Source organism: Fibrobacter intestinalis, from assembly GCF_900167415.1.
Taxonomy (GTDB): domain Bacteria; phylum Fibrobacterota; class Fibrobacteria; order Fibrobacterales; family Fibrobacteraceae; genus Hallerella; species Hallerella intestinalis.
On sequence record NZ_FUWU01000031.1, the window covers coordinates 1 to 16,082 of the forward strand.

The 16,082-nt window shown below is 47.6% G+C and carries 17 protein-coding genes; 13 read left to right on the forward strand and 4 right to left on the reverse strand.

Annotation, left to right across the window (positions count from 1 at the left end; genetic code table 11):
• The 9 genes from B5D40_RS09120 to murJ all read left to right on the forward strand — a co-directional run.
• The coding region (locus B5D40_RS09120) for an IS3 family transposase (protein ID WP_078776669.1) at nt 1-906 on the forward strand (906 nt) is incomplete at its 5' end.
• Between the two features lie 50 nt (nt 907-956).
• A complete protein-coding gene (locus B5D40_RS09125; protein ID WP_078776670.1) occupies nt 957-1,328 on the forward strand; it encodes a hypothetical protein in 372 nt (123 codons plus the stop codon).
• A complete protein-coding gene (locus B5D40_RS09130) occupies nt 1,319-2,185 on the forward strand; it encodes an FISUMP domain-containing protein (RefSeq protein ID WP_078776671.1) in 867 nt (288 codons plus the stop codon). The genes B5D40_RS09125 and B5D40_RS09130 overlap by 10 nt, the downstream gene beginning before the upstream one ends.
• A gap of 71 nt (nt 2,186-2,256) precedes the next feature.
• Entirely contained in the window at nt 2,257-2,619 is a 363-nt protein-coding gene (locus B5D40_RS09135; RefSeq protein ID WP_078776672.1) for a hypothetical protein, read from the forward strand.
• Between the two features lie 245 nt (nt 2,620-2,864).
• On the forward strand, nt 2,865-3,191 hold the full coding sequence (gene hpf / locus B5D40_RS09140) for a ribosome hibernation-promoting factor, HPF/YfiA family (RefSeq protein WP_073303451.1): 327 nt from the start codon (nt 2,865-2,867) through the stop codon (nt 3,189-3,191).
• Nucleotides 3,191-4,225: an HPr(Ser) kinase/phosphatase gene (hprK, locus tag B5D40_RS09145; protein ID WP_073303449.1), complete on the forward strand. Its 1,035-nt coding sequence runs from the start codon at nt 3,191-3,193 to the stop codon at nt 4,223-4,225. Before hpf ends, hprK begins: the two co-directional genes overlap by 1 nt.
• On the forward strand, nt 4,218-5,135 hold the full coding sequence (locus tag B5D40_RS09150; protein ID WP_078776673.1) for an MlaD family protein: 918 nt from the start codon (nt 4,218-4,220) through the stop codon (nt 5,133-5,135). The genes hprK and B5D40_RS09150 overlap by 8 nt, the downstream gene beginning before the upstream one ends.
• 109 nt (nt 5,136-5,244) lie before the next feature.
• On the forward strand, nt 5,245-7,965 hold the full coding sequence (locus tag B5D40_RS09155) for a CotH kinase family protein (RefSeq protein ID WP_078776674.1): 2,721 nt from the start codon (nt 5,245-5,247) through the stop codon (nt 7,963-7,965).
• 40 nt (nt 7,966-8,005) lie between these two features.
• Complete coding sequence (murJ, locus tag B5D40_RS09160; protein WP_078776675.1) at nt 8,006-9,580, forward strand: murein biosynthesis integral membrane protein MurJ; 1,575 nt, start codon at nt 8,006-8,008, stop codon at nt 9,578-9,580.
• Nucleotides 9,581-10,100: 520 nt separating this feature from the next.
• On the opposite strand, the gene mscL is transcribed toward murJ, so the two are convergent.
• On the reverse strand, nt 10,101-10,544 hold the full coding sequence (gene mscL / locus B5D40_RS09165; RefSeq protein ID WP_078776695.1) for a large-conductance mechanosensitive channel protein MscL: 444 nt from the start codon (nt 10,542-10,544) through the stop codon (nt 10,101-10,103).
• Nucleotides 10,545-10,623: 79 nt separating this feature from the next.
• Between mscL and B5D40_RS09170 the strand changes: the two genes are divergently transcribed.
• Nucleotides 10,624-11,505, forward strand: coding sequence for an EamA family transporter (locus tag B5D40_RS09170; protein ID WP_158222168.1), 882 nt, complete (start codon nt 10,624-10,626; stop codon nt 11,503-11,505).
• A gap of 15 nt (nt 11,506-11,520) precedes the next feature.
• Here the strand turns inward: B5D40_RS09170 and B5D40_RS09175 are convergent, their stop codons facing one another.
• The 3 genes from B5D40_RS09175 to B5D40_RS09185 form a co-directional block, all read right to left on the reverse strand.
• Nucleotides 11,521-12,444, reverse strand: coding sequence for a hypothetical protein (locus B5D40_RS09175; protein ID WP_078776677.1), 924 nt, complete (start codon nt 12,442-12,444; stop codon nt 11,521-11,523).
• Between the two features lie 68 nt (nt 12,445-12,512).
• Complete coding sequence (locus B5D40_RS09180; RefSeq protein WP_073303437.1) at nt 12,513-12,983, reverse strand: TraR/DksA family transcriptional regulator; 471 nt, start codon at nt 12,981-12,983, stop codon at nt 12,513-12,515.
• A gap of 226 nt (nt 12,984-13,209) precedes the next feature.
• A complete protein-coding gene (locus tag B5D40_RS09185) occupies nt 13,210-14,166 on the reverse strand; it encodes an aldose 1-epimerase (protein ID WP_078776678.1) in 957 nt (318 codons plus the stop codon).
• A gap of 564 nt (nt 14,167-14,730) precedes the next feature.
• On the opposite strand from B5D40_RS09185, the gene B5D40_RS09190 reads away from it, so the two are divergent.
• The 3 genes from B5D40_RS09190 to B5D40_RS09200 all read left to right on the forward strand — a co-directional run bounded on the left by B5D40_RS09190 (nt 14,731) and on the right by B5D40_RS09200 (nt 16,079).
• On the forward strand, nt 14,731-14,964 hold the full coding sequence (locus B5D40_RS09190; protein ID WP_078776679.1) for a hypothetical protein: 234 nt from the start codon (nt 14,731-14,733) through the stop codon (nt 14,962-14,964).
• The gene (locus tag B5D40_RS09195) at nt 14,957-15,364 is read left to right on the forward strand and encodes a PIN domain-containing protein (RefSeq protein WP_198951058.1); all 408 of its coding nucleotides are present in this window, start codon (nt 14,957-14,959) and stop codon (nt 15,362-15,364) included. The genes B5D40_RS09190 and B5D40_RS09195 overlap by 8 nt, the downstream gene beginning before the upstream one ends.
• Nucleotides 15,365-15,509: 145 nt before the next feature.
• On the forward strand, nt 15,510-16,079 hold the full coding sequence (locus B5D40_RS09200; protein WP_078776696.1) for a flavin reductase family protein: 570 nt from the start codon (nt 15,510-15,512) through the stop codon (nt 16,077-16,079).
• Nucleotides 16,080-16,082 lie beyond the last annotated feature (3 nt).

Genomic DNA, 16,082 nt, shown 5'->3' on the forward strand with positions numbered 1-16,082 from the left:
AAAAAAGACCCCGGCGTTGACGTTTCCGCCTTGAGGAACAGGGAAAAAACGGAAATCGTCAACGCCTTGAAAGACCGCTTCGGACTTGGCCAACTTCTTGCCCGGCTTGACCTGCCCCGCAGCGTATTCTATTACAACCTGAAGCACGCAAACGACAGGGCGATTAAGGACAGGGATTCCCTTGAATTTGTACAGATAGCCTTCCAGGCATCCAAGAAGAGGTACGGTTACAGAAGGATCCGAAAGGTATTGAAAGACGAGGGAAGGACCTTGTCTGAAAAAGTCATCCGGAGGGTGATGCGCGAGAACGGACTTGCGGCCTACCGTCCCAGAAAACGGAAGTACAGCTCGTACAGGGGCGAAATTTCGCCCGCGGTGCCCAATCTGATAAACCGCGATTTCCATGCCGACAGGCCCAATGAGAAATGGCTTACGGACATCACGGAGTTCCCCCTTTCCGACGGCAAGTTGTACCTGTCTCCGATGATAGACTGCTTCGACGGAAAACCCGTATGCTGGACTATAGGCGAAAGCCCCGATTCGAGGCTAGTGAACCGAATGCTGGACAAGGCCTTAGGGCAGCTCCACGACGGAGAAAAGCCGATCGTGCATACGGACCGGGGATGCCATTACAGATGGCCGGGATGGATAAAGCGGATGAACGATGCGGAGCTGAAACGGTCAATGTCGAAGAAAGGCTGCTCTCCCGACAACTCCGCCTGCGAGGGCTTCTTCGGCATCGTAAAGAACGAATTGTTCTACAATCGTGACCTGGCTGGCGTCACCAAAAACGAATTCAAAAAGGAACTGAATGAATATTTGGAGTGGTTCTGCAAGGATAGAATAAAGATGAGTCTTGGCGGAATGAGCCCCGATGATTACAGAAAAAGTCTAAATTTAATCTAACTAATCTGTCCAAGAAAAAGTCCGCAGCCTCCAATCGTGGTGTAATTTATATGAAAAAAATTGTACTAATTCTATTATCCGGCTTTATTCTAGGTTTTTTAATGACATTCTTTTCAATAGAACCCTATTATAAAAAAGTCAGAATGACTAAGGCTTTATCCATAGTTGTGGAGAATGCGAGATGGTGTAGCGCTAACGCTCGTCGTCTAGACGAAGAGGGCAACTACATTTGCGGCGATGTTGCTAACGATTGGGTGTCTGCTATAGAAACAGATTCTTCGGTAATAAAAGTCGGTTTCCACAAGCCTGGTAATACCTTTCATATAAAGTTTTTAGGATTTGATTTGGGACCATGGTATTCTAGCGTTGACCAATGTTTTGTAAATGTCAAAATTGAGGAGGGGGCCGTATTGTGTCAATAAAAAAGTTCTTTTTTAGATGGTGCAGAATCCATCTCTTTGCGCTGGTATTCCTGATTGGTTTTATTTGTGGCGTAATCGTTGTTTTTTTATTGTGCGATATAGATTTTTTAATAGGTGTAGACGTTCAATCGGAGAAAATCGACAAAATTCGAACGAGTGAAATTGCCGAAGGGAATTATGAAATTGAAAATTGGACAGCTTATGAGAAAAAAGGCGATCGACTGTTCTTTTGCGACGGATCTTTGTATGAGTTTAGTCCTAAATATGTGTTTTTTCGCCTTACAAACGGCCTTTTATTTGGAAATTCATTCAAAGAATCTACGTTATATGAAGAAAGCGAAAAGGATTCTCAGGAATATCCTTATATGAGGATTGGTAATCTTTTATGGATGGCAAAAAATCTTTCAATTCAGCCCAAAGAAAAGGACCTTGTTTTCTTTGATGCTGTCGCTGGATTGAAAATTATGCCAAGATCTGCTTGTTTATATAATAAAGAAAGTAATTGTGGAAAATATGGTAGGTTCTATGATTACTCTTTGGCTTTGTCGATATGTCCTGATGGCTGGCGATTGCCTAAAAATGAAGAATGGGCTACGCTAAAGGGAAAAGTTGGAAAATTAAAATTTGTAAATGAGTTTGCTGGTTTTTGTCGGAAAAATGATTCGGGAATTTACGAATACGTTCATGAGGGAACTGCCGCTACATGGTGGAGCGATGGCCCCGTAAACACTGACGAAGATTCGGGAATTTTTCTAGATGACAGTGAATTTTATTACATTTACGCGGAAAATAAAGATGATTTTTCATTGCGTTCTGTTAGATGTGTAAAAGAGGTTTCAGACTTTCCAATGCGCTGAAGTATGACGCAAACGGTAATGTGTGGCTTGACGGATACAATAAGTCTGCATATATTTTGAATTCCATAGGGATGCCGGAACATATTGCTTTGTATAGTGAAGTCCCTTCAAAATTGAGTCCCATCGACGTTGATCAGGAAACCGTGTATGACGAGGAGTTTGCAAACATAAGGATGGCCCCTGCGCCCGTAAGGGCCGTGAAGAAAGAATCCGTTGGCGTTCCCGCAGAACCCGTTCGGAAGGCTCCGCCTCCATCCATCACGCTGGATGTGATCCTGCCCGGTTCCAATCCTGTCGCAATCCTCAAGTTCCGCGGAGAAAGTGCCGTCGTAAGCGTTGGTCAGGAGATCTGGGGCGTGACCGTGAAGAAAATCGGTGCAACAAGCGTCACCCTGGTGTACAAGGATGGCGAATTCACTTTGACGGGCAATTGATTTTCCAAAGAACGGCATTGTGAATGCTCAAAAATCGCCAAATTCAGCAAAGATTCGGCATAAGTACCTGAAACGTCAAAAACAACGAAAAAAAACGAATTTCAGACTTCATTCCAAATTGGATGAAAAATCCAAAAATTTTTGCAAAAAACGTTCTTTTTTGAACAAGAAAGATGTATATCTTTGAAAAGCGAGGACTTCGGGTCCTCTAAAATTTATTTCACCCTTAACAGGAAGGTTCGCCTATGGATGTTCAAATTTCTGCTCGCCATTGCACTATTTCTGACACACTTCAGGATCATCTTAAAGAAGAAGTGGAGGCTCTCGGAAAATTCTACCCCAATATCACTTCGGCTTCGATTGTTCTCGACCGCATCAGCGATCTCAGCCGCCATTGCGAAATTTCCTTGAATGTGAAAGGTGCCGTTGTAGTCGCTTCCGCCGACGAGGAAAATATGGGAAAGGCGATTGATACCGCTCTTGAACGCGCGAAAGTGCAGCTCAAAAAGGCGAATGAAAAGCAAAAGGCCCATCAGGCCGAGCCGGTTTCCAATGTCACTACACCCCAGTAATGTCTTATAATCCGTTCCACCATTTAAATATCAAGCGCCGAACTTCGTGTCCGGTTCTTGTTTTTTTTAAACATTTTCGGCAATCCTTAAAATTGACCCTTCACACTCCGGAAGAGTCGTTGCGGACGAACCTGACGCAAATCGGAGTGCATCGTCCCGGGCTAGCGATGTCCGGCTACACGGCTTCTTATAAAGAAAGCGCATCTCAAATACAGATGATTGGATCGACGGAGTGGAATTATCTGGAAAGCGTCGGCAAAGAGGAGCGGGAGCGGATTTTTGCAAAACTTTCCGAATATGAATCCCCGATGTGGGTGCTCACGCACAATTTGCAGCCGCATCCCGAATTGCTAGAAATGTGCAAAAGGAAGAACATTCCGCTGATGACGACGGAACTTTCGACTTTTCCTTTTGCCAAGGAAATCCAGCAGTTTTTGGAAATTTATTTTGCGGAATTTACATCGGTTCATGCGAGTCTGGTCGATGTCTATGGCGTGGGGATGCTTTATGTGGGGGATAGCAACGTCGGCAAGTCCGAGTGCGTTTTGGATTTGGTCGAGCGCGGGCACCGCTTTGTGGCGGACGATGCCGTTCGGATTATTCGCATTGGCGATATGCTTGTCGGCAGGTCCGATTCCGTAATACAGCACCACATGGAAATTCGAGGCATCGGTATTGTCAATATGAAAGAAATGTTTGGCATTGCCTCTGTCCGTCGGCGTAAAAAGATTGAAGTGGTGGTGGATTTACAGCCTTGGCGTCAGGGTTCTTCGTATGAAAGGACAGGGCTTTTTCATGCGTCCGAAACGATTTTGGGCGTGAAAGTCCCCAAGGTTTTAATCCCTGTCGCTCCGGGGAAAAGCCTAACGGTGATTTCCGAAGTGATTGCCATGAATACGCTTTTAAAGTTGAACGGCGTGGATGCAGCCAATGAATTTAACAAATCGTTGATGAAAATTATACAGGATAAGGCGAAGGGCGTTTTTGTAGAAGACGGCTTCGACGAGTTTTTAGGCGGAGCGACGTATGAATAGCAAAATTTCTCGGCGCGGCAACAAGAGAATGCTTTTTTTCGTCTTTATGCTCTGCTGCATCATTTTCTGCCTTTGGTATTTTTTTCATCCGTTGAGCCCTTATAATGAAAGGCTGCGCTATGTGGCCGCATTTAGCGAAGTCGGTCCGCTGGCCAATGGAAGTAATGTAAAAATCGGCGGTCTTCCCAAGGGGCGCATTCTCGGAATGCATAAAACGGATTCCTGCATTTATGTCGCTTTTGAAATCGGCAGAAACGTGCGCCTTGCCAAGGATTCCAAAATTCATTTTGCGTCGGCGGGATTTTTGGGAAATCGGGAAATTCTGATTGAACTCGGCGAATCTCCGGAGTATTACAGAGACGGCGATACGATTCGGCAAACTCTTTTTGACAAGGGACTCAATACGGCGAAAGCCGATTTGGACGAAACCTTGGCGACTTTTGAAGCGGTGATGGAGACGGTTCGTTCGGTGTTGGATTCGGCGAAGGAAGGTTCGGGCAAAAAGCATTTTGACCGGATTGTCCGCAAGGGGGCGGCTTTGAAAAAGGATGCCGAAAATGACCTGGTCCGCTGGAAAACGGATTTGCAAAATAGTCTGGATTCTCTAGATATCGCAATGGGCAACTTGAAAACGGTGGCGGGAAGCGTCGCTTCGGAATCGAAAGAATTGAAAAATAGCGGCGAAGAAATGTTTGCCCGGTTGGAGCATTTGCGCTCTTCCGCACAAGATGTCCATGCCCATATTCTGCAGGTGGTTTCCAAACTGGACGAAAACGATAATTCTGTGGCGCTGGTTTTGCAAAAAGACGGCGAAATCGTTCAAAAAATGGAACAGATTCGTGGCGACGTGGAAAATATGATGAAAGATATGAAAAAGAACGGCATTAAATTGAACGTGGATATTTTTTGATTTTCCCGCTTCGCTATGGGATGCTTGCGGCTTTTCTGCCGCTGGGTATTTTTTCGTGTCAATGAGGCTTTGCGCCTAGACTAAGACTATTTTCATTGTATGAGATGGTTTGGATTTAGTATCCTCTTTTTTATTTTTTTTTGCGGTTTCTTGCAGCTCGAATACGGAACCTACATTTGCCGATGACGATACGCCTTCTGTTCCGGAAGTATTTGTTCGTTCGGCTCCCGTCATGTTTACCGAAATCAATCCGAAAAACATCTCTCTTGAAGATGAAGAGGGCGACAAATCCGATTGGATCGAACTCTTCAATCCTGCGGACACGGCGGTAAATCTTTCGGACTATTTTTTGTCGAATGACCCGGCAGAGCCTTTCAAGTGGCATTTTGGAAATGTCGTCGTTCCTCCGCAGAGCTTTGTTCTTGTTTTCTTTTCCAAAAAGGATAGGCCGGATTTGAAAACGCCGTCGGATTCCCTGGATATGATGGGCAAAAATGTCTGGGGCTGGGCGGATTCCGACAATTCCCCTGTTGCGGGGACGAGCATCGCAGAGCCTTGGCTTTACAGTAAATTCCTGGTGGTGGAAAACGGTTCTCGTGTCATTTCGGGGCAAATGCAGCTGGGAGAGAACGAGGAACTCGGCTGGAGCAGCGCCTGCATTTTTGTGGGAATCGAAGGAGCTTCCAAAGATTCCCCGCAGGATCTGGGAACGGCGAATCAGTTGCTGCTGACGGGCTTTGTGACCAAAGACGAAGTTTTGGAAATTCGGCTGGTTCAATCCGACATGGAAGACTGGAAAGGATGGCCCGCGCGGATTACGGGAACGGGAGATTCCTTGACGACGTATTCCATTTCCCTGCCGACGGGATCCCGTTTTCCGGATTTGGCAAATATCTACGGCATCCGTTTTTCGGCGGTAAACAGCTATAAAAGACCCGTCCAGTTCAAATTCAATTCCCTCCTTGTTCGAAATCAGGGAAATTATCCCCATGTGAATTTTAAATTGCCGCAAGAAGGCGGAAACGTCTTTTTGTTTGACGCGGCGGGAACCCTGCGCGATTCCATCGCCTACCCGAAAGTCCCGAACGGCAAAAGCTATTCCTTTTCGGGCACAGGCTGGGGTTTTGCGGAACCGAATCCCCTGGGCGTTGCCGACTATGCCTATGCGGGGCAAATTTCGGATTCTTACCGTCTTCCGGCGTCGGGATTTTATTCGGCTCCGTTTGTCGTTTCGTTTTCGGGAGACCCGCAAAGCGTTGCCCGCTGTGAAGTCGGCGGAAAGGCTCCTACGGAAAACAGTCCCGTGATGATGGGGGATTTGACCATTTCCTCGACGACGGTTTTGCGTTGCGCGACCTTCCGGGATGGGATGCTCCCGAGCGATATTTCAACGCGCACTTATGTGTTTGAACAAGCTCCGACGATTGCGGCGGCGTTTATCACGGCGGACCCGGACCAGCTTTTTGACCCGGATTCCGGCATTTACGAAGAAGGGCCCAACGCCAGCTCTACAAGTCCGCATTTCGGTGCCAATTACTGGTTGGACAAAACGATTCCGGCGGAGATAACTTTTTTTGAACCGGGAGCGAACACGCCCGCATTCAGCGCGAATGTCGGCTATGAAATTTTTGGCAATTACAGCCGTGCCAATGCCAAAAAGTCCTTTGCGCTCAAGTTCCGAAAAAAATACGGCGATGCCCATTTGGACTATCGGATTTTTCCGGAGCACCCGAATTTGAAAAGCTTCAAGGATCTGGTATTCCGCAACAATGGCGGAAACTGGTATCAGGATTATATCCGCGACCGGCTGGCGTCGAGCATTTCCCGCGGGCTAGGCGTGGACTATCAAAAAGCGCGTCCCTCCATTGTCTATTATAACGGTGAATACTACGGCATTCACAACATTCGGGAACGTTTGAATGAAAATTACTTCACGACGAATTACGGCTACGACGAAAATGCCATCGACTTGTTGAAAGCGGACAATTCGGTATCGGCGGGCAGTTCCAAGGATTACGAAGCTCTGGAAGATTATATCGAAAGCCATGATTTGGCGGATGCCGAGGCGTATGCGTTCGTGGCGTCGCAGATGGATATTGACAATTATACCAATTACATCCAGACGGAAATTTTTGTGGCGAATCAGGATTGGCCTGCGAACAATATGAAAAAATGGCGCTCCACCGCTCCGCTCACCAAGTGGAAATGGGTTCTTTACGATTTGGATTTTGGATTCAACAATGGGCATTCGGAGTATTCGGATATCGATATGTTCCATTTTGTGCTGGATTCGACGGCATCGGGCTACCCGAATGGAGCCGAATACACGATTCCCATTCGGAATCTTTTGCACAATCCCGATTACCGAAATCGCTTTGTCAATCGCTTTAGCGCGCTCCTCTCGTCCAAATTCAGCCCGGATACGATTCTTTCGAGAATCCATTTGCTCGTGCAGGAAATTTCGGCGGAAACCCCGAGGGATATGGATCGTTGGAACCACAGCGCAAGCTTGATGGAAAACCAGCAAGGCGTCATCGAAACTTTTGCGGCGACAAGACAAAGCGAAGTGCTTGCGGAAATGCAATCGGCTTTGGGGCTTGGCGATGTGCAAAACGTGACGGTCGCTCCCCAGGGATGCGGAACGGTTCTTGTCGATGGCATCGCCCTGCGAAAAACGACCGCGCTAAAACTTTTTGCCGATGTTCCCGTGACGCTTTCGGCGGAAAATGGCGCGGGCTGCACATTCCAAAGCTGGAGCGACGGCGAAACCTCTCCGGTTCGGATTGCGCTTCCTGTCGAAGGCGATTCTTATACGGCAATCTTCCGCTAGCCCGTTTTTTAACGGAAAACTTTTCTAGAATTGCGACCGCATGAATAACGCTACCATTATCATTGCGGCGAGTATGCTCGCCAGCCGCGCCTTGGGAATCCTCCGGGAAATGCTCCTTGCTAGGGCCGCAGGCGTTACCGCCGAGAAAAACGCATTGGATTTGGCGTTTTTGATTCCCGATATTTTAAATCATGTCGTCAGTACGGGTTTTCTTTCCATCGTATTCATTCCGATTTTTTTTGGCTACAAGGCAAAAAATGACGAAGAAGGGTCGTGGAAATTTTTCAGCAACGTGCTGAATACATTGGGAATCGTTTTTTTGCTTTTAATAGTGCCTTCCTTTATTTGGATGAAGGAATTGATTTCGCTTTTTACGATGGCGGCGGATTTGCCTACGGAACTTTTGGACAGGGCGACTTATTTGGGTCGGATTATTTTGCCGGGGCAGCTGTTTATTTTTGCCGGCGGTTTTCTGGTCGCCGTGCAGCATACGCGTAAACAGTTCGCCATTCCTTCTTTGACGGGCGTCATTTACAATGCGGCGATTATTGTCGGCGGCATCTTGGGAAGAAATCACGGGTTGGAAGGCTTTGCGTGGGGCGTTCCGGTCGGTGCCTTTATCGGCTTTTTCGTGTTGCAGCTGTTCGGCGCATTCCGCAGCGGAATCCATTACAGGCCTTACATTCGCCCATTGCATTCGGATATCGTCCGCTATGTAAAAATGATGATTCCAATGTCGTTTGGCGTTGGCAGCATGTTTGCTTTTGAATTTGTCATCCGCAGTTTTGGCGGCATTTTCGGAAGCAGCGGCATTTCCAGTTTGAATTATGCGTATCGGGTGATGTACACGCTGGTTGCGGTTTTTGGATTTTCTGTCGGGGTTTCCAGCTATCCCGATATGGCGCGCTTGGTGAAAGAAGAAAAATTCACCGAATTAAATCGCAAAATCTGGTCCAGCCTTTCCCGGATGTTCACCATTCTGATTCCGGCGGCGATTACGGTCTGGGTGCTTTCGTTTCCGTCGGTGCGGATTCTTTTTGAACGGGGGGCGTTCACCCGAGAAAGTACGGAATATGTGGCAAAGCTTTTGCATTGGTATCTGCCGGCGAGTTTTGGATTGTGCTTGCAGGCGGTTCTTGTGCGCTCCTTTTACGCCAGGGAAAAAATGTGGACGCCGACCCTTATCAATACGGGCGTTTTTTTGCTGACGATTCCCGCGTATTTGTTCTTTGCCGAAGACCTGGGCATTTATTCGGTGCCGATTGTCGGGGCTTTGGGAGCGATTGCTCAAGTAGCGGTGATGGTGTGCCTATGGGTGCGCCAGACGGGAACGGAGGGCGTCACGCGTGCGTTTAGGAATATGGGACGGGCACTGGCGAGCTTTGCGGCGATGGTCGTCGTGGCGATTGCCATTGAAAACCTTTCCTACGATTTTGTTCGGGAAGCGTCTGTCTGGAGCCTTCTCCTTTATTCTGGAGTGGTTGCGTTATTGCTGTTCCCTTCGAGTTTGCTTTTGCAAAAGGCAATCGGTTCTGATGACGCCGGAGATATTTTTGATGAGCTTTGCGCCAAACTTTTGCAGAAATTGCATTTGAAGAACGTCCTGAAGAAGTAGCGGCAAGTGCCCTTCGACTAGTTCGACAAGCTCACTAACCAAGGCTCAGGGACCGACCTTCGGCTAGTTAACACACGGATTTGCTCAGAACTACGTTCTTCGCTTTTTGTGGTGAGAGCCGTCAGGTGCGAACAAGTCCGGTTGTTTTTCACCTTTCCGTGATTTTATACAGTTTTTCATATATCTTGAACAGCTCCGTGACGATTTCGTTTTCGGTCTTCTTTTTCTGTGTGGAGTGATTCTTTCTTGGACGGTCGGGAGACCGTCCTTCCCAGTGGTTTCTCGCCTTTCATTCCTTATTTCTTTCCCCTCATCACGAATCCCTAACCATGGTTCGACAACCGGTCCCTGAGTTTGTCGGCCAACCAAGCAAATCGGGTGGATTTTTGTATATAAGCCCACAAAATTATTCGTGCCCTGAATGAAATTGGCGGTGAGTTGTTTTTCTGCGATATTTTCCAGATGCAAAAAATCCCCGCATTCAAACGGGGATTTCCAAAGAATTCATCTAAAAGCAGATTTATTTGTTTTTCAGCAAATCGCGGATTTCGGTAAGCAGAACTTCTTCCTTGCTCGGGGCTGGAGGCGCTGGCGGTTCAGCAGGAGCTTCTTCTTTTTTGCGCATGTTCTGCATAAAGCCGAGGAACTTTTTCATGACCAAGAAAACGACGACTGCGACGATGATGAAGTCGAGAACGCCGCCGATGAAATTGCCGTAAGGAATGACGACTCCCGCATTCGTTGTGTAGGAGAGCGCTTTGAGTCCTTCGCCGGCGTCTTTGGCGCCACCCATGGCGATGAGAGCGGTAACTCCCGGCATCACGATGTCGTTTACAAAGGATGTGACGATCTTGCCGAAGGCTCCACCGATAATCACACCGATAGCCATATCGACGATGTTGCCCTTGAATGCAAAAGCCTTAAATTCTTCAATAAGGCTCGATGCTTTTCCTTTAATGCTCATGAGGAGTCTCCTTTTTGAAATAATCGTGGACAAGAATACATTTTTTTGGAAACGCTGTCACTATTGCTATTTTTGCGGTATGTTTTGGGTCACATTGGCTTTGGGTTCCGCCCTGTTTTTGGGTTTTTACGATATTGCTAAAAAGAAAGCGCTTACCGGCAATGCGGTTTTGCCGGTTTTATTTTTTGTCAGCCTGACTTGTGCGGTTTCGCTTTTCCCTGCTTTTTTGCTGGGGAAAATCCCGTCGATTTCGGTTTCGGAACATGGAATGCTGCTTTTAAAAGCGGCGATTGTGACTTCCAGCTGGGCGTTTACATTTAATGCGGTTTCCCGCTTGCCGTTGAGCATTACGGCGCCTGTTCGGGCGAGCGCTCCGGTTTTTACGATTGCGATGGCGGTGGCTTTTATGGGCGAGAGGCCGTCGGGGATGGAATGGCTCGGAATCGCGCTTTCGCTTGCCGCTTATTTGACCATGAGCTTTGCTTCTCGAAAAGAAACCGGGCATTTTTGGACGAACATCTGGATTTTGTCCATGTTTTTGGGTACGTTTCTCGGTTCCGTCAGTGGAATTTACGATAAATTTCTGTTGCAGCGGGCGCACTTGAATCCGCTTTCGATTCAGTTCTATTACAACATCTATATGGCTTGCTTACAGGGGCTGGGAGTTCTCTTTTTGCGGTTTTGGCATCGCGACAAGCCGAATCGGATTCGTTTTGAATTTCGAAAAGTGATTTTGGCGGTTGGCGTTTTGCTGGTGATTGCGGACCGGTTTTATTTTTTGGCGGTGCATGAACCCGATGCGCTGATTTCTGTTGTTACGGTGATTCGCCGTTCCAATGTGCTCATCAGTTTTTTGGGCGGCTTGATTTTCTTTCACGAAAAACGTTCGGCGCTCAAGTATGCGGCAATGGCTGGGATTCTTTTGGGGCTTGTCTGCTTTGGACTCCCAACTAGCCCTTAACCCCTAATCACTCTTTTAGAAACTCTGGGGAAATAGGCGGCTTAAGAATTGTTTAGCGTCCTCGCAAACGACGATTCCTTTGTCGAACAGGCGTTCGAGTCTGGCAACGGAAGCGTCCCCCGCCGATTCGAAAACGACGACTTGGCGAATGCGATTTCGGTGCTTGAGCAAAAAGGGAAAACTGTTCCAGTCGGTTTGTGGAAAACCGTAACCAATCACGTAAATTTCGTCGGCGTTGGAAAGGTAATAGTCCGCTTTTGCCCAGAGTACATTGAACAGGCTTCCCCGCAAAAAGGAATCTTTGGCGTGCGCCATGGGAATGAAAATCGGATTGTCCTTTTGGTAGAGCGGATAGCTGCGGTCGTCCGCTTCGATGCGGCAGACGTTTTGCAAATCCAGTTCCCCGCCGGATCCCTTGATGGAATACCAGTTTAAAGAACCGTGCAATTTGAGAAGGTCGATGCTCTTTGGACGGTTGCCATGGCAAGCGGAGCGGTCTGCGGGTTCGATGTTTACGCCGTAATCGACGGCGATGGTGGAAAAAAGATTTGGATCCTGCCGAATCTGGTCTTCGATCAGCGTGTCGTAATTAAAAGAAAGAATCAGATTTTTCCGGCCTTCGTTTTCTTTGTCGTTGGCGATGGCATTTAAAAATGCGGAAAGCATTTGGGAAGCCGCCGAAGAAAGCGGCACCGTCCGGTGCATGGCTTGGGCGATGAATCGCAAGAGTTCAAAACGGAGTTCCGCATTGCGCAGGCGTTCTTCTTCGCTCGGAAAAATTTGAGCCGTCAAAATGTTGGTGGCGACCGATTCGATGTTGAGGTATTCCGGAGCGCCGTGGCAGAGTTCCCGTAGCCAGTAGCAATAATGGCGCAAGGTCTGGCATTCCGCATGAATTCCATCTGGAATGCGGCTGTTCAAATCTTTGATCGTCGGCATTTCGGGGCAAAAGGATTTGCTGAATCCGGAACCGACGAGAAAAATCCGACGATAGAGATCCGGAGAACTCAGGAATCGTTCCTTTGCGCCATCCGCTGCTGTTGGGCGTAAATTCTCGCCATTTCCAGCCGGGTTTCTTCGTGCTCGCGCTTTTTGGTTTCAGATTTGCAGCTCACGCATTTGGTCGCTGTGGGAACGGCTTCCAGTCGGGCTTTGGGAATCAATTTTTTGCAGACTTTGCAAATTCCATACGTGCCGTCTTCAATCCGTTGTAGCGCTTCTTCTAGATAGACAAGGTATTTGCCGTCTCGGGCGGCCAAATCAAAATTGGTTTCCAAAGAATTGTAATCGGAGGCGACATCGGCCGGGTGTGTGGCATAGCTGGCGGATTCCCCGCCTTGTTCCCTTTGCCCATGGAAAGAGCTGCTGGCGGTTGTATCGCCTTGTGCGGATACGAGCTGCCGACGACGATCTTGTAAAAGAGCCTTGAAGTATTCCAAATCCTTCGCGCTCATTTTCTCTTGCTTTTTTTCTGCCATTCCTTACCATTCCTCTCTTGGAGTGCCCTTCATTGAGCAAGTCCAGCCCGCATAAACTATTCTTTTTTTTAAAAAGTGGATAACAATTTGTAAAAAATTATTGAGGTTTAGAGAAGAGTGGTTAGAGTCTAGTGGGGATAGGTTTGTGGAAAGTTCGTCCACAATCCGTCATGGCGGAGCGATTCCGTCTTTCAAGCGAAAAAAATGCGCTTCGGCAGGAAAATTTTTAGACGTAAAATGTGGCTCCCCAAAGCAAGCTGGTGGATCCTTGGGGTGGAATTTCGATGAGTTCCCGGTGGTGGTTCAGCACGTTGGGTGCCGAGGTCATGGGTTCCAGGGCGATGCTTTCGCGGTCGGGCGGCGTGTAGATTTGAATTCCCCGCCAAAGGTTTTTGCCTGTTTTTTGCCAAACGTCCAAACGGTAGCCGTTTTCGGGATCTTTGAGGGTGACGGTTTCCCGCTCTGCGGATTCGGCGTCGAAGGCGAAATAATCGTTGATGAAAGTCTCGGCCAGAATGGACTGCCCGCTGAATCGGCTTTCTTTTTCAAATTCGCCAGTCGGAATGTCGGCGGAATCCAAAAGGGCTTTCTGGCATTGAGGAAGGGCGAGGGTCAAGAAATCGACTTTTTTCCCCAGCGAAAAATACGGATGGAATCCTTCGGCATACGGAAGGGATGTGCTGGAGGCATTGAAAACGGTGGAGCGCACGGTAAAAGCGTTGCCGCTGAACGCATAGTCGTTTGTGATTTTGTATGTGAATGGGTAGCCCGCCGGATCGCCGTAAAATTCGCATTCTAGGGAAAGAACCGCTTCTTGAGCGTTCGATTCAAAGCTCTTGAATTTCCACGCCCGGCAATTCAAGAAACCGTGGAGGGCGTGCGGTGCCCAGCTGACGTTGTTTTCCAATTGGTAGGACTTGCCTTTCCATGTCCATTTAGCGTTGGCGGTGCGGCCCGGAAAAGGCGAGAGGCACACGCCCGCATTTGTATCGGCTTGGATTTGGCGGAATGTTTCGGCGTCTTGATAGCCGTAAAGAAGGTTTAAAATTTTGCCGTTTACGGGAATGCGCCAGGCGTTTAATCCGGCTCCCCAGCCCGCGAGAATTTCCAGTTCGGCATCGCCCGCGTGGACGATAAAACGTTCGACGCTTCCTAAAGGCTTGGATTCGAGTGAAAAGTGCATAGGGACAATATAGCTTCTTGACGTTTCTTTTGGGAATTATATAAAATCCTCTACTAAATACTCGCAATTAAAAAAGTCCGCAGCCCAAGTGTGGATTTCTTTTTCACAAGGGGAATTTCTTCTCGCACTCGCTTATGCCCATAAGTCTTGGGAACTTGTTCCCTTAGGCGAATTGTCCCTTCCAGGGATACTTCAACTACGGAATCGGAGATTCTAAGTTTCAGGGAGCCTCGTGGGAGGCTGCCGATTCTCCCAACTCCCAACTTTCAACTAATCACTAGTCGCTAACCCCTAATCCCTAACCATGGTTCGACAAGTACACCAACCAAGCAAATCGAGTGGAGTTTTGTATATAAGTCCCTTTTTTTAGGGGACTAGAGTTAAGCTCTTTTACGCTCTGTAAAATAACTTAAAGTTGAGCATTTTGCTCAAAAAGTTTATCAGCTCGGAAACGCGTGATGGTAAAAAAAACAGGGCTGTTCCGAATTGGAATATGGAGCGGCTCATTTGCTTTTATAGTACTGAAAAGGTATATTTAGAGAGCAATTTTGATCGGAGTCATCTATGATAGCAACAGCAAAAGGGTTCTTTGACGGACAGCAAATTGTGCTGGATCCACCTGTTCGGCTTGAAGCCGGACAGGAGGTTGTTGTTGCATACGCTATTGCTTCCTCCGCAAAAAGCAAGGAGACGAAATCGAAAATCGTTGATTCGCTGATAGGAGCCATTCCTAATACAGGCAAAGCACTGGACGACTATCGTTCGGAGAGACTTGAAAAGTATGCGGATAATGCTTGACACCAACGTTGTGTTGGACGTCCTGCTAAATCGTCCTGCATTCGTTCAAAATTCCGCAGCGATTCTTAGGGTTGCGTCTGAAGAAATTCAGGAATTCATTACAGCCTCGGCTATTACTGACATCTACTATATCGCACGCAAAGAATTGAGGGGTTCCCTGCAAGCAAAAGCTCTTATCAGAAATTTGTTGCAAATCGTTCATGTTGCAGCAGTATCAGAAGTGGATATATGGGCTGCCCTTGAGAGCGATTGGAAGGATTTTGAAGACTCTGTTCAAAATACAGTCGCCGAGCATCAACGATTTGACTACATCATTACCCGCAATCCATCTGATTTCAAGGATTCGAATCTGCCGGTATTGACTCCGCAAGAATTTGCGAATAGGTTTATCGCAAAATAGACCTTGTTCAAAATGAGCAAATTGAATTTTGGTTTGAACACAGGGATGCGCTGCCGTGGCGAGTGGAAGGGATAAGGCACGCCCTTTTTTGTGCTTGCCGGAAGGTTTTATTTTTTAGATATTGACGAAAAAAAATGAGGTCAATATGCGTAAAAATTTTGGTTCCAAAGCGATTATCACGCCGCTTCCCGTTTTGATTATTGCCACATATAACGAAGATGGTTCGCCGAATGCGATGAATGCGGCTTGGGGCGGCCAGCGGGAAGAGGATCAGATTGCGATTTGTCTCGCTACAAATCACAAGACGACGGAAAATATCAAAGCGCGCAAGGCGTTTACAGTCAGTTTTGGAACACGAAAAACGGCGGTGATTTCCGATTTCTTTGGTGTCGTGAGCGGAACGAAAATGCCGAATAAAGTCGCAAAGTCCGGTGTGCACGTGATAAAAAGCCAAAATGTAGATGCGCCGATGTTCGAAGAATTTCCGCTGACTTTGGAATGCAAACTGCTGGAATGCAGCCCCGATATGGATGGCGGCACTTATATTGTGGGGCAGGTTGTGAACACCAGCGCTGACGAAAGCGTCTTGGATGAAAAAGGCAAAGTGGATTTGGGAAAAGTCGAGCCGATTTCCTACGATTCCGCAGCACACGCCTATCGCGTCCTTGGCGAAAAAGTTGGGAACGCTTTCCGGGATGGTTTGGCGCTAAAATAAACC

Coding starts and splice junctions, on each gene's coding strand:
- B5D40_RS09170 (WP_158222168.1), top strand. CDS start 10,624: ATGTTTTGGGTCACATTGGCTTTGGGTTCCGCCCTGTTTTTGGGTTTT.
- B5D40_RS09195 (WP_198951058.1), top strand. CDS start 14,957: ATGCTTGACACCAACGTTGTGTTGGACGTCCTGCTAAATCGTCCTGCA.
- murJ (WP_078776675.1), top strand. CDS start 8,006: ATGAATAACGCTACCATTATCATTGCGGCGAGTATGCTCGCCAGCCGC.
- B5D40_RS09180 (WP_073303437.1), bottom strand. CDS start 12,983: ATGGCAGAAAAAAAGCAAGAGAAAATGAGCGCGAAGGATTTGGAATAC.
- B5D40_RS09125 (WP_078776670.1), top strand. CDS start 957: ATGAAAAAAATTGTACTAATTCTATTATCCGGCTTTATTCTAGGTTTT.
- mscL (WP_078776695.1), bottom strand. CDS start 10,544: ATGAGCATTAAAGGAAAAGCATCGAGCCTTATTGAAGAATTTAAGGCT.
- B5D40_RS09175 (WP_078776677.1), bottom strand. CDS start 12,444: ATGCCGACGATCAAAGATTTGAACAGCCGCATTCCAGATGGAATTCAT.
- B5D40_RS09190 (WP_078776679.1), top strand. CDS start 14,731: ATGATAGCAACAGCAAAAGGGTTCTTTGACGGACAGCAAATTGTGCTG.
- B5D40_RS09135 (WP_078776672.1), top strand. CDS start 2,257: ATGCCGGAACATATTGCTTTGTATAGTGAAGTCCCTTCAAAATTGAGT.
- B5D40_RS09185 (WP_078776678.1), bottom strand. CDS start 14,166: ATGCACTTTTCACTCGAATCCAAGCCTTTAGGAAGCGTCGAACGTTTT.
- B5D40_RS09200 (WP_078776696.1), top strand. CDS start 15,510: ATGCGTAAAAATTTTGGTTCCAAAGCGATTATCACGCCGCTTCCCGTT.
- hprK (WP_073303449.1), top strand. CDS start 3,191: ATGTCTTATAATCCGTTCCACCATTTAAATATCAAGCGCCGAACTTCG.
- hpf (WP_073303451.1), top strand. CDS start 2,865: ATGGATGTTCAAATTTCTGCTCGCCATTGCACTATTTCTGACACACTT.
- B5D40_RS09150 (WP_078776673.1), top strand. CDS start 4,218: ATGAATAGCAAAATTTCTCGGCGCGGCAACAAGAGAATGCTTTTTTTC.